This window comes from Embleya sp. NPDC008237 (assembly GCF_042956465.1).
Classification (GTDB): Bacteria; Actinomycetota; Actinomycetes; order Streptomycetales; family Streptomycetaceae; genus Embleya.
The window spans coordinates 145,071-166,419 of record NZ_JBIBGL010000021.1 but is presented as its reverse complement, the minus strand read 5'-3'; the positions used below and the strand labels follow the sequence as shown (position 1 = coordinate 166,419).

Annotated in this window: 18 protein-coding genes and 1 pseudogene; 12 read left to right on the top strand and 7 right to left on the bottom strand. The window is 71.6% G+C overall.

The genetic code is table 11. The annotated features are described in order from the left end of the window. Nucleotides 1–83: 83 nt before the first annotated feature. Nucleotides 84–1,295, top strand: a complete 1,212-nt coding sequence (locus ACFZBU_RS40575; RefSeq protein ID WP_391588789.1) for an amidohydrolase family protein — start codon at nt 84–86, stop codon at nt 1,293–1,295. 490 nt (nt 1,296–1,785) lie between these two features. Here ACFZBU_RS40575 and ACFZBU_RS40570 read toward each other — a convergent pair whose 3' ends face one another. Continuing rightward, on the bottom strand, nt 1,786–1,971 hold the full coding sequence (locus ACFZBU_RS40570; RefSeq protein ID WP_391588788.1) for a hypothetical protein: 186 nt from the start codon (nt 1,969–1,971) through the stop codon (nt 1,786–1,788). Between the two features lie 36 nt (nt 1,972–2,007). On the opposite strand from ACFZBU_RS40570, the gene ACFZBU_RS40565 reads away from it, so the two are divergent. The 4 genes from ACFZBU_RS40565 to ACFZBU_RS40550 all read left to right on the top strand — a co-directional run bounded on the left by ACFZBU_RS40565 (nt 2,008) and on the right by ACFZBU_RS40550 (nt 6,278). Continuing rightward, nucleotides 2,008–2,835 (top strand): class I SAM-dependent methyltransferase, encoded by an 828-nt coding sequence (locus ACFZBU_RS40565; RefSeq protein WP_391588787.1) that lies wholly within the window; start codon nt 2,008–2,010, stop codon nt 2,833–2,835. 475 nt (nt 2,836–3,310) lie between these two features. Then, entirely contained in the window at nt 3,311–4,357 is a 1,047-nt protein-coding gene (locus tag ACFZBU_RS40560) for a hypothetical protein (protein ID WP_391588786.1), read from the top strand. 101 nt (nt 4,358–4,458) lie between these two features. After that, nucleotides 4,459–5,427 (top strand): ATP-binding cassette domain-containing protein, encoded by a 969-nt coding sequence (locus ACFZBU_RS40555; RefSeq protein ID WP_391588785.1) that lies wholly within the window; start codon nt 4,459–4,461, stop codon nt 5,425–5,427. Next, on the top strand, nt 5,424–6,278 hold the full coding sequence (locus ACFZBU_RS40550) for an ABC transporter permease (protein WP_391588784.1): 855 nt from the start codon (nt 5,424–5,426) through the stop codon (nt 6,276–6,278). Before ACFZBU_RS40555 ends, ACFZBU_RS40550 begins: the two co-directional genes overlap by 4 nt. Nucleotides 6,279–6,765: 487 nt before the next feature. Here ACFZBU_RS40550 and ACFZBU_RS40545 read toward each other — a convergent pair whose 3' ends face one another. Next, on the bottom strand, nt 6,766–7,287 hold the full coding sequence (locus ACFZBU_RS40545) for a hypothetical protein (RefSeq protein WP_391588783.1): 522 nt from the start codon (nt 7,285–7,287) through the stop codon (nt 6,766–6,768). Between the two features lie 237 nt (nt 7,288–7,524). On the opposite strand from ACFZBU_RS40545, the gene ACFZBU_RS40540 reads away from it, so the two are divergent. From ACFZBU_RS40540 to ACFZBU_RS40525, 4 genes are all read left to right on the top strand, one after another. Then, nucleotides 7,525–7,986 (top strand): GNAT family N-acetyltransferase, encoded by a 462-nt coding sequence (locus ACFZBU_RS40540; RefSeq protein WP_391588782.1) that lies wholly within the window; start codon nt 7,525–7,527, stop codon nt 7,984–7,986. A 318-nt stretch (nt 7,987–8,304) separates the two neighbouring features. Further along, nucleotides 8,305–9,231: a hypothetical protein gene (locus ACFZBU_RS40535; protein ID WP_391588781.1), complete on the top strand. Its 927-nt coding sequence runs from the start codon at nt 8,305–8,307 to the stop codon at nt 9,229–9,231. 108 nt (nt 9,232–9,339) lie between these two features. Then, the gene (locus ACFZBU_RS40530) at nt 9,340–10,404 is read left to right on the top strand and encodes a PH domain-containing protein (protein ID WP_391588780.1); all 1,065 of its coding nucleotides are present in this window, start codon (nt 9,340–9,342) and stop codon (nt 10,402–10,404) included. 475 nt (nt 10,405–10,879) lie between these two features. Next, nucleotides 10,880–11,869, top strand: coding sequence for a phosphotransferase family protein (locus tag ACFZBU_RS40525; RefSeq protein WP_391588779.1), 990 nt, complete (start codon nt 10,880–10,882; stop codon nt 11,867–11,869). Between the two features lie 519 nt (nt 11,870–12,388). On the opposite strand, the gene ACFZBU_RS40520 is transcribed toward ACFZBU_RS40525, so the two are convergent. Next, on the bottom strand, nt 12,389–12,922 hold the full coding sequence (locus ACFZBU_RS40520) for a hypothetical protein (RefSeq protein ID WP_391588778.1): 534 nt from the start codon (nt 12,920–12,922) through the stop codon (nt 12,389–12,391). A gap of 172 nt (nt 12,923–13,094) precedes the next feature. On the opposite strand from ACFZBU_RS40520, the gene ACFZBU_RS40515 reads away from it, so the two are divergent. After that, on the top strand, nt 13,095–14,090 hold the full coding sequence (locus ACFZBU_RS40515) for a sensor histidine kinase (RefSeq protein WP_391588777.1): 996 nt from the start codon (nt 13,095–13,097) through the stop codon (nt 14,088–14,090). A 170-nt stretch (nt 14,091–14,260) separates the two neighbouring features. After that, nucleotides 14,261–14,859 (top strand): annotated as a pseudogene (locus ACFZBU_RS40510) (response regulator). A gap of 461 nt (nt 14,860–15,320) precedes the next feature. Here ACFZBU_RS40510 and ACFZBU_RS40505 read toward each other — a convergent pair. Further along, nucleotides 15,321–16,232: a universal stress protein gene (locus tag ACFZBU_RS40505; protein ID WP_391588776.1), complete on the bottom strand. Its 912-nt coding sequence runs from the start codon at nt 16,230–16,232 to the stop codon at nt 15,321–15,323. Between the two features lie 512 nt (nt 16,233–16,744). Further along, entirely contained in the window at nt 16,745–17,212 is a 468-nt protein-coding gene (locus ACFZBU_RS40500; protein ID WP_391588775.1) for a pyridoxamine 5'-phosphate oxidase family protein, read from the bottom strand. A 488-nt stretch (nt 17,213–17,700) separates the two neighbouring features. Here ACFZBU_RS40500 and ACFZBU_RS40495 point away from each other — a divergent pair, with 488 nt between their 5' ends. After that, entirely contained in the window at nt 17,701–20,238 is a 2,538-nt protein-coding gene (locus tag ACFZBU_RS40495; RefSeq protein ID WP_391588774.1) for a cation-translocating P-type ATPase, read from the top strand. Here the strand turns inward: ACFZBU_RS40495 and ACFZBU_RS40490 are convergent. Continuing rightward, nucleotides 20,235–20,435, bottom strand: a complete 201-nt coding sequence (locus tag ACFZBU_RS40490; protein WP_391588812.1) for a helix-turn-helix domain-containing protein — start codon at nt 20,433–20,435, stop codon at nt 20,235–20,237. The genes ACFZBU_RS40495 and ACFZBU_RS40490 overlap by 4 nt on opposite strands. A 187-nt stretch (nt 20,436–20,622) precedes the next feature. Beyond that, nucleotides 20,623–21,276, bottom strand: a complete 654-nt coding sequence (locus ACFZBU_RS40485; protein ID WP_391588773.1) for a hypothetical protein — start codon at nt 21,274–21,276, stop codon at nt 20,623–20,625. Nucleotides 21,277–21,349 lie beyond the last annotated feature (73 nt).

Here is a 21,349-nt window from a genome sequence, read left to right as displayed (position 1 = left end):
GAACTCGACGACCACGCGACCCCGCTCGGCGCCCCGATCAACCGCGCCGCCATCACCGCGCACCGAATTCCCGGAGGTTTCCCATGGCTGACCTGCTCGAACGCATCCTCGCCTACGCCGGTCCGAAGGGCGACCTCGTGCTGCGCGGCGAAGTCCCGACCGGCACGAACCGGTTCCACATCATCTCGGTCGACGACCATCTCATCGAAACGCCCGACCTGTTCCGCGACCGCGTGCCCGCGCGCATGCGGGACGCCGCGCCGCACCTCGAACGTGACGCGGCGGGCAACGACTGGTGGGTGTTCGAGAACGAACGCGTCCCGCTGCTCGGCTCCGACGCCATCCGGGGCTGGGAGACGGGCAAGGGCTACCTCGGCCCGGTCAACTTCGACGAGCTGCACCCCGCGACATACGACGCGGGCGAACGTGTACGCCACATGGACGCCGCCGGCATCGCCGCACAACTGAACTTCCCGTCGGCGCCGTTCGGCTTCGCAGGGCGACGTTTTCTCACGATGCGGGACCACGACCTGGGGCTCGCTTCCCTGCGGGCCTACAACGACTGGCTGCTCGACGCCTGGATCACTCCGTACCCCGAACGATTCATCGCCTGTCAGCTCCCTTGGCTCGGCGACCCCGAACTCGCCGCCGCAGAGGTCCGGCGCAACGCCGAACGCGGCTTCGTCGCCGTCACGTTCAGCGAGAACCCGGAGCGTCTCGGGCTGCCGTCCCTGTACAGCGAGGCGTGGGACCCGTTCTTTCGCGCGTGCGAGGAGACCGGCACGGTCGTGAATCTCCACGTCGGCTCGTCCTCCGAGACGATTGTTCCGTCCCGAGACTCGACGGCCGCGGTCCTGGGGGTGCTGTTCCCGATCAACTCGATGGCCGCCGCCGCCGATTGGCTTTTCGCCCGCATTCCGGTTCGCTTCCCGGACATCAGGATCGCCTTGTCCGAGGGAGGTATCGGATGGGTGCCGATGTTCATCGACCGCATCGAGTTCATGGGCCGCGACCTCGACTACCGAGCCGACTTCGGGACTTGCTCGCCCGTCGACTACCTGCGCCGCAACTTCTGGTTCACCGTGCTCTCCGACCCCGCGACCATGCGGCTGCGGCACCTCATCGGTGTCGATCACATCATGGTCGAAACCGACTACCCCCACCCCGACTCCACTTGGCCGGACAGCCAGGAAGTCCTTGCTCGGCAGTTCGCGGGCGTCCCGGACGAGGAGGTCGAGCGCATGACTCACCAAAACGCGGCGGCGCTCTACCGACACACCGTCGCAGCGCCCTGACTCGGCGGCACGGCGTGCCCTGAACGGGCAACCGGCGTCCGTTCATCCGCTTGTGCCGCGTTCCACGGACCCGGCGGCGGCGTGGGGTGGAGGTGGGCCACGGGCCGGGTGGGGTATGCGGGCGGCGGGCCCGCCGGGCGGCGGGGGCCGGGACCGAGTACAGAAGGTCTGTTTCGGTGCGGCGCCGGTGCGTTCGGCGACGTCCGCCGAACACGCGCATCCCTTCGGCGGTCGTGTGGGCTGGGCGCCGGACCGGCCACGCGAGTTCGCGGTCCACACCCACGCCGGCCACCGCCTGGGCACAGCGCCCACCAAGACTGGCTGCTCGTCGCCTACCGCAACCGTGGAGACGACCGCCTGTGTGGGTGAGCACGCCGGGGGCTCGCGCACCAGCGTGCCGGGTTGGGGGGAACCGCGGCAGGCCCCGCCCCGACCGTCCACTGAGCGGCGGGCGATCCAGGTGGTGCGCGTGGTGCGCACCGTCAGGTCGTCACGGCGCAGGATGCCGTGCGGCTGCGTTCGTCCAGGAGGGTGTCGAGGCTGCCAAGTCGTCCACGTCGAGTGCTTCGTCGGCGTGGGAGCGCAGCTTGGTCAGGCAGGTCCGGGCGTAGCGGCCCAGCGCCGGGCCCGCCTGCGAGGCGTGCAAGCCGATCTCGAAGGGACGGCGCGCGTCCACGACGAATCCGGCGTCCGTCGGCCGGTCGGTCCACTCGTGGGGCGGCGTGCCAACTCCGCGCCGTACGACCGATATTCGATCGAACGCACGGAACGGGCTCGCATAGGGTGCACGGCGTGGACCCAGCCGACTTCTACGGGCATCGTCGCAGACCTCTACGGGCCGCTGAAGTCCTTCTCCCAGGACCCCGAGCCGTACGCGGCCTTCGTTCAAGAAGCCGGCGTCCCGGCGTTGGAGCTGGGACGCGGAGACGGTGACGCCCTTCTCGAACTGCGCCGACGCGGCCTGGAGGTCGAGGGCGTCGACTCCTCCGCGGACATGTTGGGCCGCCTCCGGCACCGGGCAGACGAGCAGGGCATCCCCGTCACCGTGTTACTTCAGCGCATGGAGGCCCTGGACCTGCTTCGCCGATACGGGGCGATCTTCCTTGCCGGGCCGACGTTCACCCTGCTTCCCGACGACGCCACCGCGCCGGCCGCCCTGCGCTGCATCCGCGCTCACCTGGCGCAGGACGGCGTTGCCTTGGTACCCCGGTTCGCTCCCGCACCGACCCCGGCCGAACAGATCGGCCGGGTGCGTACGGCCGGTGCACCCGATGGTGCCGAGCTTCGGGTGTTCGTCGTTGCCGAGCAACGCGACGAGGCGACTCGGACGCAGACGACGCTTCTGCGCTACGAACGCCATCACGGCTCGGACCACAGCGTCGTGGAGCGCCCCTGGGTCCTGCATTGGTACACCCGTGACCGGTTCGAGAGTCTGGTCACGGCCGCCGGTCCGGTCGTTACCGCAGTCACCGATCCGCACGGCAAGCCCGCCCCCGCCGCCGCAACCGACCTGCACTTCCGGCTCCGAGTCGCCACCTGACCCCTCCCTCGGACGTCCCTGATCCTGGTGCTGCGGCCCGAAGGTTCGGGTGCCGGTGAGCCCCGGTCCACCGCGTGATCGCCTCACGCCGGCCACGCGGTGGGACCGGTCGGCGTCTGTAGACGAGTGGGCGGCACCTCGTGTGCGTCCTGTCGGATCGTGTACGCAACCGTCGTGCGTGAGCGGACGGCTCAAAGGAGTCGGAGCCGTACGGGCCGGTCCTCCGGCCGGAACCACGCAGTGAAGCGCGCCGGCCGGGTTGTTGTCGGCGGCGTCGTTGATTCGGGTGCCTTCCGCCCGACTCGCCGTGTCGCACACGCCCCCGTGCCTGCAACTCGCCTCTGCCGTGGGCGGACGTTCCCGGGAGAGCCGGTGCCGGTTCGGTTGTGCTCGTGTTGTCCGTGCCGTGCGGCAGCGTGACGCCTGGAGTCCCGGGGCGAGGACGCTCGGCCGGTGACGCTGCGGGGGAGTGTTCGTGCGGACGGTGTTCGAGGGTTCGGTGCGGGTGGCGTACATGCAGATGTACGTCGAAGCCGCGCGGAGGCGGTACCGGTCGAGGGGGATCACCGGGCGGGTCAGGCGAACGGCTTGTGTGGCGCCGCGGTGGAGGGGGTTCCTGTTCCTGATCACCGGCGTGCACACCGGCCACGTCGGGCTGACCATCGAGGTCCACGAGGGCCCGCCCACCGTGGATGGGCGGTGGGAGGAGGTGGTCGAGGCGCCGTTCACCCCGCAGACCCGCGCCGTGCGGCTTGCGCAGTGGGCGGATGTGGACGCGTGCGAGTTCGAACTCGACACGGTCGAGTATCGGGTGCGTTACTGCGCGGTGGGGATGGACGAGGCGAGCGCCCACGGCGTCGTGTTGGATGGCGAGCTGCCGGTCGACCGCTACCTGCTGCGGTTCCGGCCCGCGCCTTCGGAGCCGGACCGCGTGGTGCGGCAGACGAGCGACAAGGCGGCGTACTGGCACAAGTTCGCCCGAGAACAGCCGCCGCCCGCGCCCCGGGAGCGGGCCGAGGCCGGGCGCGTCGCCCGCGAGGCGCGGGTCCGCGCGCGGACGGAGCGGGTCCGGGAGTACGAACCGCACCAGTGGGCGGGCCGGTTGCCGACCGAGCGGCTGCGGCGGGTGGGCGGGAACGTGCACAGGATGCGAATGCTGGACGTGCACCTGGTCCACGCGATCGCGCGCGTGGGCGACGCGACGCAATGCGAGATCGCCCGCTGGGTCGCGCACCGAGCCCATACCCTGGCGGGGCTCGCCGACGTCGACTGGACCCTGTGCCGCCGGTGCCGGGCGAGTGGTGATCGCGGCGACCGCGCCCACGGGGTTCCGGCCTGGGATCAGGCGGCCGGTTGCGCGTTGCGGGTCCAGGACCTGTGGTCGAGGGCCGCGCCGTGCAGGAGCGCGTCCGCAGCACACGGGACGCGGGCGAGAACGTGTCCGTCACGCGGGTCGAACAGGTCGACCCGGGCTTCGTCCGGGGTGGTCACGGCCGCCGAGGTCGGTCCGGACCACGAATGATCCAGGGAAAGGCCGGGAGGGGCGCTGCTCGCGGCTGCGAAGACTCGGGCGCGGGGGAGAATGGAACGGACGGGTGTCCTCCATGCGAGGGAGAAAGCCCCGTGAACGAGGCGATCGACGTCGAGGGCCTCAGCAAGCGGTTCGGCGCTGTGACGGCTCTTGAATCGGTGGACTTCCGCGTCGCCGCCGGGACGGTTTTCGGCCTTCTGGGCCCGAACGGCGCGGGCAAGAGCACCGCGATCCGGATCCTGACCACGATCGCGCGTCCCACCGCCGGGCGGGCCGCGGTGTTCGGGTACGACGTGGTCCGGGATGCCGCCACGGTTCGGAGCATGATCGGGCTGGCCGGGCAGTACGCGGCGGTCGACAAGAACCTCACCGGCCGGGAGAACCTGCGCCTGATCGGGCGCCTAACCCATATCCGGCGCTCCCGTGTCCGGGCGGCAGAGCTCTTGGAGCGGTTCGACCTCGCGGACGCGGGCGACCGCCCTGCCCGAACGTACTCCGGCGGCATGCGCAGGCGGTTGGACGTCGCCGCGGCTCTGGTCCCCGACCCGCCCGTGCTCTTCCTCGACGAGCCCACCACCGGGCTGGACCCGCAAAGCCGCAATGCGTTGTGGGAGATGATCCGCGGCCTCGTCGCCGACGGGACCACCGTGCTCCTCACCACCCAGTACCTGGAGGAGGCCGACCAACTCGCCGAGCGGGTGGTGGTCATCGATCGGGGGCGGGTCATCGCCGACGACACGCCGGCCGCGCTCAAGGCTCGCCTGGGCAACACGGTCATCGAACTGGACCTGGAGGAGGCCGGCCGCGGAGAGCGGGCGGCGCAACTCGTGAGCGGCCGGATCTCCACCCGCGCGGACGTCGAAGGCTCGCGGTTGCGCTTGACGTCCCATGACGGGTCGCGGCCGCTGCTGGACATCCTGCGCCTCCTCGATGCCCACGGTCTGGTGCCCGGTGCCGTGGCGGTCCACGAGTCCAGTCTCGACGACGTGTTCCTGGAACTGACCGGCCGCCGCGCAAACGCCGCCCCGGATTCCGCTCGAACCTCTCCGGAGGAGTCGTGACCAGGCCAGGAGCGTCCCTCACGGCAGCTGCCCGTAGCGGCCGAGCCGGGGGAGTCTCGGCGCCGTCGACGCGCGGAGCGCTGCCCCTCGTTCGTACCGCTCAGGACGGACTCGCCATCGCGTGGCGGAACCTGATCGCCCTGCGCCGAGTGCCACGGCTGCTGATCTTCTCCACCATCCAGCCGCTGGTCTTCGTGCTGATGTTCCGGTACGTATTCGGCGGCGTCGTACAACCGGCCCTGCACGGGGTCGATTACGTCGACTTCCTGATCCCGGGCATTTTCGTGCAAACCGCGGTGTTCGGCGCCATGAACACCGCGATAGGCCTTGCCACCGACATGGACACCGGCCTGATGGAACGGTTCAGATCCCTGCCTATGGCCCGCTCCGCGGTACTTGTCGGCCGTACTACCGCCGACCTCGCCAGGAACGTCTTCGTCGTGGCACTGATGGCCGCGGTCGGCTTCGCCATCGGATTCCGCATCCACGCCGGAGTTCCCGCCTTCCTCGGCGCCATCCTGTTGGTCCTGGCTTTCGGCTTCGCGATGTCGTGGATCTTCGCGGTGGTCGGGATGGCGGTCGGCGATCCGGAGACCGCCCAGGCCGCGGCCTTCCCCGTGCTCGCTCCGCTGGTCTTCGCGTCGTCGGCGTTCGTTCCCGTGGCGACCATGCCGGGGTGGTTGCAAGCCTTCGCGGAGCATCAGCCGGTGTCACGCAACGCCGACGCGGTACGCGACCTCGTACTGGGCGGCCCCGCCGCCACCGACGTCTGGCAGGCCTTGGCGTGGGACGCCGCAATCGTTGCCGTCTTCGCGCCGATCGGGGTATGGCTGTACCGCAGGGAACCCTGACGCGGGACCTGCCCCGCGCCCCGGGCGGACGCTCCGCGCACTCGCACCGGCCGCACGGTGACGAAGGCGCGCAGCGCCGCCGGGCCGCCCGGGCTGTGGCGTGCCCGGCGGTTGCCAGGGTCGATGGGCGGCGAGGGTCTGGGGCGGATGGGAACGGTTTCGCAGCAGTGGGCGGAATCTCTGTCGAGTGATGTTCGGCCGGACGGCTCCGCGCGCGGCTGCGGTGCGGGGTCGAGCCTGAATGGTTGGTGCGTATCAGCTCGGGTTGTCGATCGCCTGTTGGAAGGCCCGGGGTGTCCGGCCTCGTCGGCGGCGTTGTGGAAGAAGAGTCGGGCCGCCCCGACGGCTTCGGCTTACCGGAGCCTTGTGCTTCTCCGTCGGCGGCGTTCTCCAACTGTTCGAACGTCCCTGACTCACCGGCAGGGTGTCGGCGGGCCGTCGCCGTGCGGGGTGGGGATCAGTGTCGGCGGCCGTGCTCGTCGCACCGTCAGTCGTCGGCTGCGACGAGGAGAGTGAGCGTCCCCGCAGGGCGGTCGATGAGAACGAGTTCGTGGAAGGCGAGGTGGATGGGGCCATAGTCGTGAAACGCGTCCTCAGGAAGCTGCCCCAGCAGGAATCTGCTGGTCGCCGCGCGGATCGGGAGGTAGATCTCCCGACGCAGGCGTGACGCGAGTGGCTCCGGGACGTCGCCGTGCCGGTTGGCCCAGGAGCGGATGACCTCGACGGACGTCGCGACGTCCACGACCCCGTAGATGTCAGGGGTGATGCGGTCAAGCCACCACTGGCCGTGCCGCGGCCAGTCCTGAACACCAGCCCCGTCGTAGGTGTCCCGAAACTCCGGGTGGGCGATCAAGGCCGCCAGAACGTCTCGGTCGTCCGGTACCTCCGACGGCAACCGGAAATGCTTCACATCGACCCAGCGGTAGCCATGGGAGCCCTCGCCGAAGTCGAAGTCTCGGAAATTGATGAAGGGGCCGGCCAGGTGGACGAGGGCGGGCACTGGTTCCATGCTCGTCATGGTAGGTCGCGCCGGGCCCGCGATCCGGCGGTGATACGTGCCGGCGCACGGGTGGGAAGTGGGACATCGTCTCGACGTGGTGGCCACGTTTGGCGCGAGCGCCGACGGCGCCGGGCCGGTGGCTGCGCGGCGTCGTCGCCGATTCGGCTCCACGCCGCGGCGTTTGCGCACGTCCGGTCATCCGAAATCCGGATGCCCGCCCATGGGGGACCCGGTAGGAATACGCCCATGTCGATTCGTGTGCAACTTGCCGACCTGGACCGCGAGAACTGGGAGGAGGTGATCGATCTGACGGTATGCCAAGAACAACGCGACTTCATCGCACCGAACCTGTACTCGATCGCGGAGAGTCGTTTTCTCCCGGGCTTCGTGACCAGGGCGGTGCTGTACGAGGGGCGCGCGGTGGGCTTCGCGATGTACGGGCCCGACCCCGACGACGGGGAAATCTGGCTCTATCGCCTGATGATCGACGAGGACCACCAGAGGCGAGGTCTGGGTCGCGCCGCTCTCCGGGAGATCGTCATACACGTGGGGGAGGTGTTCGGCGCACCTGTCCTTCGGCTCGGAGTTCGGACGGACAACGTCGCGGCCAGGGCGCTGTACATTTCCGCCGGTTTCGTGCCCACCGGGCAGACCTTCGGCGACGAGGAACTCTTGGAGCTTCGCTTGTCCGGTGAGGCCGGGACCTGACGATTCGCACCGTCTCGGGCACGGGCCGCGCCCGATACCGACCCGGCCGCCGAGACGTTCGCGCCCGCGGCGTGCGCGCGGACCGTCGCTCGCCGCCGCGAGTGTCGCAGGGCGTCCGGGCGTTGTCCGCCAGGCGTCCGGGCCGCCGTTTACGGCGGCCGCTCCCGGCGCTCGTCGGGTGCGCGCTCGGGGGCGGTCGTCGGGCGCCTCTCGATCACACGCTCTCCTCCCGACGGGCGCGGAAGGCACCCGCAGCAGCCGCCAGGACGGCCGCCTCCGCGGCTCGTTCCGGGAGTCGCGGGTCCGAAACCTATCGCGATGGTCGGCATCCCCATCGTCAGCCACGTCCTGCCCAGCCTCGCGCTCATCCGTGAGTTGGTCGCCCGCAGGCACCGGGCAACCTACGCCAACGACCCGTTCGTGGCCGACCGGATCGAGTCCGCCGGCGCGGAACTGGTGCCCTGCACCTCCACGCTGCCCGTCGTGGACAACGACTGGCCGGCCGATCCCATCGCCGCGGCGAGCCTCTTCCTCGACGACGCCATCCAGGCGCTCCCGCAACTGCACACCGCCTACGACGACGATCCGGCCGACCTGTACCTCTACGACGTCGGCGCCTACGCCGCGCGCGCCCTCGCCGAAGCGCAGGGCCGCCCCGTCGTGCAACTGTCCCCGACGTTCGTCGGCTGGGGCGGCTACGAGGAGGAAGTCGCGGCACATCTGCGGAAGCTGCCGGGCGCCGACGCGTACCAGGACAGATTCGCACGGTGGTTCGCCGACTGCGGTGCGACCACCAAGGACGTGGACACGTTCTCCGGCTCACCCACCCGGACTCTCGCCCTCATCCCGAGAGCGATGCAGCCGCACGCCGACCGAGTCGACACCGACAGGGTGACCTTCGTCGGCCCCTGCTTCGACACCCGAGACGCTTCGCGCGGCGCTGCACGACCTGGTCACGGACCAGGAACGTGTCGACCGGTCCAAGCAGTTGCAGGCCGCCACCCGGGTCGAGGGCGGCACCCGGCGCGCCGCCGACCTCATCGAGAACATGATGGCCACCCTCGAGAACCCGGGCGGCCGGCCCTGCACCGGCTCCACCGTGTCTTGACGCTCGGCCGTCACGAGGGCGCCGGGGGAGCCGCGCGGCCCTGCGGACCCGTTGACCGCCGGGAGTGCGTTCCGCGCGCGGCAGCACCTGCGCCTCGCAGTACCGCGGGCGCCGCTCGCCGACGCCACCGCGCTTGACGCCAGTGCGCTCGGACGGTTCGCCGATCCGCATTTCTCATCTCGCGTGAGGGTTCCGGAGCGGTCCGGAGGTCGATAGTGTCGGCCGATCAACGGCCGGGGGGACGGATGGATTCGGACGCGGTCGAACGTGATGATCCCACCGGCGAACCCACTTCGGAACCACGGACGACGGTCGAGTTCCACCGTCGGGTCGCGCTGGTGGCGTCGGTGTCCTCGGCCGTCGTCGCCGCGTCGACGTGGTGGTGGCTGGGGACCCGCTCCGAGCGGCCCGAGATGGTGCGTTTGGTGTTGGTCGTGGTGACGATCTCGGCCGTTCTCTCGATATGGACCCACATCGGCCGCACGAGGGTCGGGCCGGACGGGATCACCACCGGCGTCCACGTGCGATCCGTCCACATCCCGTGGGAGCAGGTCGCGAGCGTCTCGGTGAACGGTGGCGCGGTATCCGTCGTGAGCTGTCGAAGCGGCGACCGGCCCGTCGTGTTGCTCGCCGCGCCGTCGTTCTCGCTCTTCGGCCGCGAACGTCGTTTCCGTCGTGACGTCGAGCGGCTGGCCGATGCCCTGCCGCCCGGCGTGCCGATCTCGGAGCCGGTCGAACCCTCCGGGTCGCAGAGCCGTTCCCGGGGGATCGCCGTCGCGTGCCTTCTTCCGGCGCTCTTGGCCGTGGCCTTCGTGATCGACCGACCCTGGACCATGTCCTGGTGGTCGAACCGCCACGAGGTCGCGAGCGTGGCGCCCGCGTGCGAGCTGATCCGCGAACCGGCGGCCCGCCTCGGGCTGTACCACGAATCGGTCCGGCTCCCCGGGGGGCCCAAAAGCCCGGCCGGATGTGACGCGGAATCGGAGGACGGACGCCGCCTCACGCTCGCCGTACATCACTTCGAGCCGACCTACGGCTGGGGCCCGTCCGCGACGGAGTCCGCGCGCAAATGGTTCGACCGCGACTCCCAGGCGGAAACCCGGAAGAACGCCTCGCCGGTGCCCGGGCTGGGCGACGCGGCGTACCGGGAGCACTCGAGCGGCATGGTCACAGTGACCGTACGTCGCGCGAACGTGATCGTGACGGTCTCCTACCTCGCTCCCGAGGTGCCGCCCGAACAGGCCGACCGTGTAGCCGCCGACGCCGAACGCCTGGCCCGGGAGGTCACTTCCGCACTCCGGGTCGGCTGAAACCGACGGAGCCCGCGGGGGCGCCCTGCGGCCCTCGCGACCGCACGTGCCACCGGTGATGGGGATCCTCGAAAGCGGCCATCCGCATTCGACCGGCGCGAACTCCCCCATGTCCGCCGCCACTCTCCCGACGTGGAGGAGGTGTCGCCGTCGTGGACCAAGGCGTTCACGCCGTCGGCGGCGCGCGCGGCGCGCGCGGCGCGCACTCGCAGCTCGGGCAGCGACCCGCAATGCGAACAGCGTCGGTGCGCAACACGCCGGGTGCCACGGCCTCCGGCTCACTCCGCCCGGCCGGGGCCCGTTGTACGGAGTCGGCGTGGCGGACGGCTGTCGCAGACGAGGAACGATGGCCGAGGTCACCCCCGCCTTCCGGTGGCATCGTCGACAGCGCGGGGCAGCCCGCGCCGAAGAGCCCGCCGAAGCCGGCTGACTTGTCGGAGGGTGGCCTGTGCCCGACGCCGGTTAAGGTCGGCGGATGCGCCAATTCATGGAGACCGAAGCCGTGTCGGGGATCGTGCGTGACGCACTGGGGGCGGGGGCTCAGGTCGTCGGAATGGACCGGCTACGAGGCGGGAGCAAGAAGGGGGTTTATCGAGTTCATGTGGAGGGGGCGCGTCCGGCAAGCGTGATCGTCTACAGCTGGGCCGAGGCCGAGAATTTCTGGCCGGCCGGGCAAGGTGTCGACGCGGCCGACCCGTTCGCTCCTGCGTCCGGGCTGGTCCCCTTCCTGGCCGCGCAGCGGAAGCTGGACAGCCTTGGGGTCAAGGTGCCGGGGGTGCTCCTGGCGGACGACAGCCGACGCGGCTACCCGGCGGATGTGGCGGTAGTCGAAGATGTCGCAGGCGACACTCTGGAAGCGCTCCTGCAGACGGATCCCGAACGCGCATCACATGCCTTGAACGACCTGGCAGCGATGCTCGACGTGATGCACCGGCAGCACAGTCCGCAGTACGGCAGGGTGGATGTGCTTGAACGTGGCGAAACAGCGAGCGGCGTTTCGTGCGAGCAGGTGGTGCTCGAGCGTGCCGTGGGGGATCTCGCCGAGGCAGCGGAGCGCGACCCCGGGATCCGGTCGGCCTCGACCCGTTTGCACGACCGCCTGCAGGAACTGTCCGCGCGGGTGTCCCCGCGCATGGAACACGGGCTGATCCACGGCGAACTGGGGCCGGACCATGTCCTGGTCGATGTCTCCGGGCATCCCGTCCTCATCGACATCGAGGGTCTGATGTTCTTCGATGTCGAGTGGGAGCATGTCTTCCTTCGGCTTCGCTTCGGCGCGCACTACCGGGCGTTGTCACGCCCCGGGCTCGATCCCGCACGGCTCGACCTCTTCATGCTCGCGATGCGCCTGTCACTGGTGGCCGGACCCCTACGCCTCCTCGACGGCGACTTCCCCAACCGGGAGTTCATGCGGGAGATCGCCGAGCACAACGCGAATGAGGCGCTGGCCCTGTTGGTTCGGTAGCACCGCGCATGGCGCAAACGTCCCACTCGCCGGCCGGCCGTCCGCGGTCTGCCCCGACGTCCGGGCGCAGGGTGCCGTAGGCGGTCCAGGCGGTGGCCCAGAGGGTGACGATCCGGCCGCCGGGCGCGGTCTGTTCCAGCCACGCCGAAGGAAGCGGATGCACACGATTGATGCACTCGCCCTTCACCGCAAGGCGATCCCGACGCGGTAGCCGTCGGGCAGCGAACCGAGCTTCTTGGAACCGGCGTTGGACCGCGGTGGACGCGCTCGCGGGAGCGGGCGGCCCCGCCGGCACCGATGGCGAGGGAGGCAGGCCAAAGGCGGTGCGGACGACGGGGGCGGGTGCTTGGCGTTCATGGTGACCTCCGCGGGGGCTGCCGGTCCACCCGTGGTCCGGCTGCTGACGCCGCGGTGGCGCCACCGATGGGCCGCCGCGTGTCCGCGAGGGCTTCGTCAGCGCTCGCGGACGCGCTTGGCTCCCCGCCGGGAAGGATCACGCGGTCGAGTGACACGGCGGGGTCACTGGTCGCGACGCACGATCGCGCCGATCGCGACGGCGACCGCCCCCGCGGCCCACGCCGCGAGCACGACCGCCGCGACCGCGGGCGACGGGTAACCGCCGGCGCCCGGGGGCCCGATGCGCGCCAGGCCGAGCCACGCATGGGTGGGCAGGGCCGCACCGAGCGCCCCCGACCGGCCGGCGCCGGCCGACGAGATCAGCGGCGGCAGCAGCACCAGCACTCCGCAGGCGGTCGCCACCGCGCCCGCGAGGTGCCGCACCACGGCACCGGCGGCGATCCCGATGAGCCCGCACACGGCCGAGACGACGACGGCACGCGCCGCCCCGAAGTCGCGTATCGACATGCCGAGCCCCTCATCAGCCAGTTGCGCCTGGCTCGTCGCGAAAGCGGTCACCGACGTCAGGGCCCCCGCGGCCAACGCGACGACGGCCACCACCGCAGCCTTGGCCGCGACGACGTGGCCGCGCGCGGGGACCGCGACAAACGTCGTGCGCGAGGACCCGGACGCGTATTCTCCGGCCACGGTCAGCACACCGAGCACGGCGGTTCCCGCACACACCACCGACCAGGCGTCGGCGCCGAACGCCTTGTGCAGGGGGTCGAAGTCGGCTGCCGGGCGGTGTCGGCAGCACGATTCCGCTGCGGCTGTCGCCGCATCTACTGCCCTATCGGCTTACGTCCGTCCCCCGCCGGTCTGGCTCGCCGTGTCCGTGCTCTTGGCGCTGCCGCTCACGCTGAGCCGACGGCGTCCCGCGCTCACGCTCGGGCTGCTGCTGGCCGAGACCGCGGTCGCGTCGGTCCTGACGATCGCCACGTGGCCGCCGCTGGTCGCCGCCGCGGTGCTGGTCGGCTACCTTGTCGCGACGCGCACACGCCGTGCGGGCCTGCTCGGCGCGGCCGCCGCGATCGGCGTCGCGACGACCGAACGCTTGGTGTCGTGGGCCGCCGATCCGCCCGGGTCGATGCAATTCAGCGACGTGCTGAGCGAGGCGTCGTTGTACGCACTGGTGGTGGCCGTCATGTGGCTGGTCGGCAACGCGGTGGCACGCAACCGCGAATACGCGGCCGCGTTGCAGGACCACGCCGCCGCACGCGCCGTCGTCGCCGAACGCCTGCGGATCGCGCGGGAACTCCACGACATGGTCGCGCGCAGCGTCGGCATCATCGCCATCCAGGCGGGCGCCGCACGCCGCGTCATCGACGTGCAGCCGGGCGACGCACGCGAGGCGCTCGGCGCCATCGAGACCACCAGCCGCGAGACCCTGGCCGGGATGCGCCGGATGCTCGTCGCACTGCGCCAAGCCGACCCCGGCGACACCGGCCCGGCCGCGCCGGGGCTCGCCGACCTCGACCGGCTGGCCGAGACGGCACGCGGTGGCGGCGTTCTGGTCGAAGTCGAGCGGCGCGGCGAACCGCGGCCGCTGCCGGCCGAGATCGAGCTGGCCGTGTACCGGATCGTGCAGGAGTCCCTGACGAATGTGGTGCGGCACGCCGCGTCGCCGGGCTGCCGGGTCACGGTCACGTACGCGGCGCGCGAACTCGTCGTCGAGGTGGCCGACAACGGGCGCGCGGGCGAGGCCGTCGTCCCCGGTTACGGCATCACCGGCATGCGCGAGCGCGCCCACCTCCTCGACGGCGAGTTCTCCGCCGGGCCGCGCCCTGAGGGCGGGTTCCGGGTGGCCGCGAGGCTTCCGGCATGACCGGCCCCGACGCGTACGACGGCGCGTTCGAGGACATGTCGGGCGGACTGCCCGGCGGTGCGCCGGACGTCACACGTGACCGCGCACCGGCCCCCACCGGGCCCGCCCCGCTTCCGCCGGTTCGTGTCGTGCTCGCCGACGACCAGCCGCTCGTGCGCTCCGGGCTGCGCATGCTCATCACCGCGGCGCCCGTCGGCGAGGCGGCGAACGGTACCGAGGCCGTCGCCCTCGCCGCGCGGCTGCGGCCCGACGTCGTCGTGATGGACATCCGCATGCCGGGCGTGGACGGCATCGAGGCCACCCGGCGGATCACGGCGGAGTCGACCGCGCGGGTCGTCGTGCTGACGACGTTCGACGACGACGAGAACGTCTACGCGGCGCTCCGCGCCGGGTCGAGCGGGTTCCTGGTCAAGGACATGGCGCTCGACGACATCCTCGCCGCGATCCGGGTCGTCGCCGCGGGCGACGCGCTCATCGCACCGGGCGTGACGCGGCGCCTCATCGCGGACTTCACGGCGCCGCGCTCCGCGGCGTCCGCCGTTGCAACGCCGGTGCGCCGCCCGCTCGACGGCGTCACGGGCCGCGAGCGCGAGGTCCTGGCCCTGGTCGCGCGCGGGCTGTCCAACAGCGAGATCGCCGCCCACCTGACCATCGGCACCGCCACCGCGAAGACGCACGTGGCGAGGCTGTTCACCAAGCTGGACGCGCGCGCGACCGTGTGCACCTGGTCATCCTCGCGTACGAGGCGGGACTCGGTCCGGTTTCCTGACCGGTGTCAAGCGCACGCAGGCGGCATGGTCGCACAGGAACGCCCGGTGCGCATCTCGCCGTGAGAAGCAGCGAATCGCGAGGAGCAGCGAATGAAGCCGACGGAGCGCACCGCGGAAAGCGGCGCTGCCGCGAACGCCGCCGCCCGCATCGTCGACCGCACCCGGGGCGGCTCGATCGAGCGCCGCATCACGAACTCCGTCGCGGTGGGGCCGCCGACGGACCGAGCACGGGCTTCGCGTCACAACGGTCGCCGCTCCGCATTTGTTCGGGTGATCGCCCCGGAGACAGTCCGGAGGGTGCGGTGCGCGATGCGGCGGAGGCGGGACGCCGGCGAGATCATGGCCGGGCCATCGGCCGGTCGGGCAACGGCTCATCGCATGCCGTCCTTCGCGGCGGTCCACGCTGACGGGACGGTGCGACAGCCGGTCGGGAAAGACCCGGATCACCCGAATGCCTTTCTCAGTCGTCGACGGGAACGAGCAGGACCGGGGCCTTCGCGTGGTGCAGCACGGTGTGGGTGACGCGCCCGAGGTTGGCCCCGAAGCGAGCGGTCTTGCGGTGGGCGGCCAGGACGACCAACGCGGCGTCGCTGCTTGCGGCGACCAGGGCGCGACCGGGTGTGTCGATCAGGACTTCCTCGGTGACACTCACGTCGGGGTACCGCGTGCGCAGGGGTGTCAGGGCCCGGCGCAGGACGGCGCGTTCGGCGTCGCGCCGGTCGTCCGGGACCCACATGGCCGGGGCATAGCCGGGGCCACCGGCCATCATTGCCGGGTAGTACCACGTGTGGACGGCGTGCAGCGGAAGGGCTCGGGCTCCGGCCTGGGCGAAGGCGGCTTCCAGGGCGGGGGAGCAGTCCGCGGTGGAGACGCCGACCACGATCGGCTTGGTGGCGGGATCGATGGCGGTGTCGTGGTCGGGGTGGACGAGCAGGATCGGGCAGCGGGCCCTCGTGGCGACGGGAAGGCTGACCGAGCCCATCAGCAGGCCCGTGAAGCCGCCGTGGCCGCGACTGCCGACGACCAGGAGCGCTGCGCACTCGCTCGCGGCCTCCAACGCGTCTGCGGCGTCGGCGAGTTCGACGGTGGCCGATACCGACAGGTCGGGTCGGCGTCGGCGGGCGCGTGCGGCGCCCCGGTTGACGATCGCTCGGGCGTTCTCGCGCAACTGTTGCCCGAAGCGGTCGTCCGCGTTGTCGAATTCCACCCATTCCAGGGCGTGCAGTACCTCGAGGGTGGTATTTCGGCGGGTGGCTTCGTCGGCGGCGAGGTCGACGGCGTGTTCGGCGCCGGGGGAGCCGTCGAAACCGACGACGACGTGTCCACGGGCGGGCCGTGGGTGGGAGGCGGTGGTTGACGCTGCCTGATGCACGACGAGTCCTTTCGAGAATGCGGTCGGCGACCTTGGCGAGCCGAACTGTGATCAGTTTTCGATGCGGTTCGAGTGCCGCCCAGGGCCGGAGGTCCCGCCCGGGCGCGCCGGCCGGCACTGACGCGTCGCGTCGACCGAAGGGGCGAGACAGACGGCGCAGGCCCGCCTCGGCCGGGTGGCGGCCGGGCGAAGCGCTTGCTTCGACGGTCCACACGGTGTCGAACGAACGCGGCGACGTCGCACGCTGTCGGCGGAGTGCCCGGTCGCGGTGGGCGGGACGGCGACGAAGAGGAACGGGACGCGCGGGTCGCCGGTTCGTGCGGCAACGCGCGGTCCCGGGCCCGGGCGTGGTAGACGGTGAGCGGCGCGGGAGTACGCAACGTCGCATGTGCTCGTCGACCCGTGGGCAGGCCCGGCCCGGAGGATGGCGCCGTCTCGCGTGCGGCGTTTGGTGGCAGGATTTCCCCGGGTCCGCCCGGCGTCGTGACGCGTGGCCGGTCGAGGACGTCGGCTCACCGCGCGGGCGGCGTCCTCGACATGCGGGCCTCCTCGTTGCGGGGGGTGCGGGTGCTCGGCACCGGGCGCAGGAGGTGGCCGGTGACGAACTCGGACGTGACGCGGAACCACACCCGTTTCCCACCGTCGTCGTCCGGCTCGGGAAGCAGGCGATCCAACCGCGCGAGGTCCTCGTGGTCGTCGACACGCGAGGCGTGGCCGATGACGGTGGCCGTCCAGCCGGTGTGTTCGGGCCGGCCGACGTCGTCGGCCTGGAATGCGACGACCGTGTCGAGGGCGGCTTTCGCCAGGGGGGAGTCGGCGCGGGTGCGGAAGACCACGCAGTCCCGGTCGAGGGCGAAGGCCACCAGGTGGACGGCCGGCAGCGCGCCCTCGCTCACGACAACGCGCCCCATCCGTACTCCCGCCATCAGGGCCCACGTCTCCCCACGGTCGAGGGGACGTTTCGTCGTGTATTCGCTCATATCCCAACCCTGCGGTGTCACCCCGGCCGCGACCAGGGCCGAACGCCCCCCTCGCGGGGACCCGCGGGCCCATGCCCATCGGCTCGGGCGAGTTGCCCGTGGACCACGAGCGCTCGGACCAGTGGTCCCGCACCGGTGAGCTCGCACACTCGGGTGCGGCCCGTTCGGTCGGGCCCAGGGTCCTTCACCGAATCCGACCGGGCCGAACGGCCCTGCCCGAGGTCGGGTGTCGGCAGCAGAGTCGGGCGAGAGGGCCGGCGCGCCGGAGCGGTCGGGTCGACCGTCGGCCGTGCACTGCGTCGGCCCGATCGCGTCATTCGGCCGAGGAGACGTCCGGGCTGCCGTCCCCTGCCACCTTGCTGCCATCCGGCCGCAGGTCAATTCCGACAGATCGGCAAACGACCGTGCCACACACGCCACCGGTGCCCCCGGCCTCGACGGCATCCGGGGAACACCCCGTCCTCGTCCGCGGGTTGACCAGCGGGCAGGTGAACGAGCGATTCGCCAGGTACGGCCCCAACACGGTACGGCAGGCGCGGCGGACACCGCTGTGGGCGCGCGTGGCGACCCAACTGCGCGACCCCCTGGTCCTGGTGCTGCTCGCCGCCGCCGTTTTGACCGCGCTCACCGGTGACGCCGCGGACACGGCGGTCATCCTGTTCGTCGTCACGGTCAACACGCTCGTCGGGGTCGTCCAGGAAACCCGCGCCGACCGGGCCGTCACGGCCCTGTCGGACCTGTCCGTGCCGGCCGTGCGGGTGCTGCGCGACGGGACCGAAAGCGAGGTTACCTCGGCGAACCTCGTGCCCGGCGACATCGTCCTGCTGAGCGAGGGCGACATCGTGCCCGCCGACGCCGTCGTGTGCGAGGCGTCGGGCCTTCTCGTCGACGAGGCCGCCCTGACCGGTGAATCGGTGCCGGTGGACAAGAGCGCACTCGATCCCGCCGGTGAGACGACCGCCGACAACCTCCTTCAGGCCGGCACGGTGGTCGTGCGCGGTCGCGCGGTCGCCGAGGTGACCGCCACCGGCGCGGCCGGCGCCCTGGGCCGGATCACCGCGCTGATGCAGGACCGTCCGGGCCCGACGCCGTTGCAGCGCAGACTCGCCCAACTGGGACGGGTCCTGGCCGCGGTGGTGATCGGCCTGTGTCTGCTGGTCTTCGCCTTGGGCCTGCTGCGCGGTGAACCGACCGAGTCGATGGCAGTCACCGCCATCAGCCTGGCGGTCGCCGCCGTCCCCGAATCGCTGCCCGCCGTGGTAACTCTGGGCCTGGCCCTGGGCGCCCGGCGGATGGCGGCCCGGCACGCCATCGTGCGCAACCTGCCCGCCGTCGAAACGCTCGGCTCGGTCACGGTGTTGGCCACGGACAAGACCGGCACCCTGACCGAGGGCCGGATGGTCGCCGAACGCGTGTGGACCCCCGAGGGAACGGCCGAACTGACCGGCACCGGTTACGCGCCCGAGGGCGAAGTACTGGCCGACGGGCGGGCGATGGACGCGCACACCGCCGCCTCCGTGCGCGAACTGCTCACCGCCGCAGCGCTGTGCAACGACGCCGGCCTCGTACCGCCGGGCCCGGACGCCTCCTGGTCGGCGTTGGGGGATCCCACCGAGGCGGCCCTGTTGGCCGCCGCCGGCAAAGCCGGAATCGACTACACCACGCTGCGCGAGGAACATCCCCGGATCGTCGAGGCGCCCTTCGACAGCGACCGCAAACGCATGACCACCGTGCACCGAGACCACGACGGCCGGTTGCGGGCCGTACTCAAGGGCGCCCCGGAGGTCGTCCTGGACGCGCGCTTCCTCGCCACCGAACCCGACCGCCTGCACCGGATTCGCCACCGGGCCGACCTGCTGGCCGCGGACGGCTACCGGGTCCTGGCCGTCGCCACCCGCCACCTCGACGCCGTACCCGACCCTGTGGAAGACGCGGAGGACGGCATGTCCCTGCTCGGCCTGATCGCCATCAGCGATCCGCCCCGAGAGGCCGCCCGCACCACCATCACCGCATGCCACGACGCCGGCATCACCCCGGTGATGATCACCGGCGACCATCCCTCCACCGCCCGGACCGTCGCCACCCGTCTGGGCATCTTGCGCAGCGGCGACGAAACCGTCCTGACCGGCGCCGACCTACGCGCGGATCCCGACCGGGACCCGACCACCGTCCGCGTGTTCGCCCGGACGACCCCCGAACAGAAACTGACGATCATCCAGGCATGGCAGGCACGGGGCCATGTCACGGCGATGACCGGCGACGGTGTCAACGACGGTCCCGCCCTGCGCCGGGCCGACATCGGGGTCGCCATGGGCAAACGCGGCACGGAAGTGGCCCGTCAGGCAGCGGACCTGGTCCTGGCCGACGACGAGATTGCAACCGTCGTCGTCGCGGTGGAGGAGGGCAGGCGTGTCTACGACAACATCCGCCGCTTCCTCGTCTACGGCCTCTCCGGAGGCGCCGCCGAGATCGCCGTGATGATGCTCGGGCCGCTCCTGGGATTGCCACTGCCCCTGCTCGCCGCCCAGATCCTGTGGATCAACCTGCTCACCCACGGCCTCACCGGCGTCGCCCTCGGTGCCGAACCCGCCGGCCCCGGCACGATGAGGCGTGCACCCCGTCCACCCGAGCAGAGCATCCTGGGTGACGGACTGTGGCAACGCGTCCTACGCCTGGGCCTGTGCGTCACCGCCGTCAGCCTTGCCGCCGGTGCGTGGAGCGACCACACCGGGCGGCCCTGGCAGAGCGTGCTCTTCCTGACCCTGCTCGCCGCACAACTCGGCATCGTCACAGGCCTGCGGACCCGACTGTTCACCCGCGACAACCCGTTCCTGCCGATCACCGTCCTCGGCTCCACCGCCCTGGGACTGGCCGGCGTGTACGTACCGGTGCTGCGCGACCTGCTGGGCACGCACGTCCTCCCCGCCGGGGACCTCCTGATCCCACTCGCGGGCGCCGTCCTCGGATTCTTCGCCGCCCGCGCCGACCGGTGCATCGCGGCCGGTGGCGCCCGAACGACCGGTTAGGCCCGACGGACCCCGGGCGGGGAGGGAATCACGACCCCGGCGCCCCCCGAGAGTTCGGCCCCGTGGCCTCGCATCGCACACCCGAACGACACAGGCGCCGACCCCTCCTCCAAGTGTTCGTGCCAGTCCACCGACAGGTGCGTCCGGCGCGCGAGTTGCCGCACCGTGAGTCCCAGGTCACGCCGCCGCCCTCGCACGCCGACCGCCAGGACAAGGTGGTCGGGGCGGTGGGTGCCCGCCGTTTCGCCGCCCACGTGCCGCGTCCGTGGATGGGTGCGTTACTCCACCGACGGTTTCGCCACAGGGGGATTGCGCCAGGGCCGTTGGACCCGCTCGCGCGGAAGATCGCCGGGCCCGAAGGGAGTTGCGAGACGTTCGGCCGGATCACCCGCGCCGGTTTTCGGGTGTGCGGTGATACAGCGTCACCGGGACGTACGGCCAGGCCGGGGTGAAGGGGGCGAGGGCCGTCCGGACGGCGCTGCGTACACGACGGAAGGTGGTGGCCGTCGGGGAGGCAGCGACCGTTATGTCGGCGACCACGACGCTCTCGCGCGCCGTCAGGTCGACGTGCACGTCGTCGGGAGCGGTCACCCCGGCGAGCGCGCGGGACACGGCACGCGCCACCACCCGGTGCGCCGTGGGCCCGATCGGGGAGAACGCGCGCCGGCAGGCGGCCTCGACATCCGCTCGCCCGCACACCACGTCCGCACGCGACAGTGTCCCGCTCCCGTCGAGGGTGTCGACGGGTCCGCAGACCACCAGCGGGACACCGGCCACGAGCGCGCACATCGCGCCCTGCTCGCGTGTCGTCTGTGGTCCCGCCTCGGTACGCACGTCCACCACGACATCGACGTCCGGTGCGAGCAGTGGGCATCCACCGCCCACCGCCCAGGCCGCACACGCTGCTTCGGTGCCGGCCGCCGATCCGCCATGGCAGCGCAGCACCGTGTGCCCGGCTGCGGCCAACTCGCTCGCGACCGGCTCACAGCCGCCCGTGTGTGACTCGGTCACCACGATCTTCAGCTCCTGTCGACGCATAATCCCTCCCCTGGGTCGCGTCCCAGCCTGCCCGCCGACGAGAGGCCCGCAAAAGGGCCGAACGTCGCTCCGG

Bases quoted from the DNA above. Each gene is read 5' to 3' on its own strand.
- ACFZBU_RS40575 (WP_391588789.1), top strand. From the start codon at position 84: ATGGCTGACCTGCTCGAACGCATCCTCGCCTACGCCGGTCCGAAGGGC.
- ACFZBU_RS40545 (WP_391588783.1), bottom strand. From the start codon at position 7,287: ATGGAACCAGTGCCCGCCCTCGTCCACCTGGCCGGCCCCTTCATCAAT.
- ACFZBU_RS40540 (WP_391588782.1), top strand. From the start codon at position 7,525: ATGTCGATTCGTGTGCAACTTGCCGACCTGGACCGCGAGAACTGGGAG.
- ACFZBU_RS40535 (WP_391588781.1), top strand. From the start codon at position 8,305: ATGGTCGGCATCCCCATCGTCAGCCACGTCCTGCCCAGCCTCGCGCTC.
- ACFZBU_RS40530 (WP_391588780.1), top strand. From the start codon at position 9,340: ATGGATTCGGACGCGGTCGAACGTGATGATCCCACCGGCGAACCCACT.
- ACFZBU_RS40525 (WP_391588779.1), top strand. From the start codon at position 10,880: ATGCGCCAATTCATGGAGACCGAAGCCGTGTCGGGGATCGTGCGTGAC.
- ACFZBU_RS40500 (WP_391588775.1), bottom strand. From the start codon at position 17,212: ATGAGCGAATACACGACGAAACGTCCCCTCGACCGTGGGGAGACGTGG.
- ACFZBU_RS40485 (WP_391588773.1), bottom strand. From the start codon at position 21,276: ATGCGTCGACAGGAGCTGAAGATCGTGGTGACCGAGTCACACACGGGC.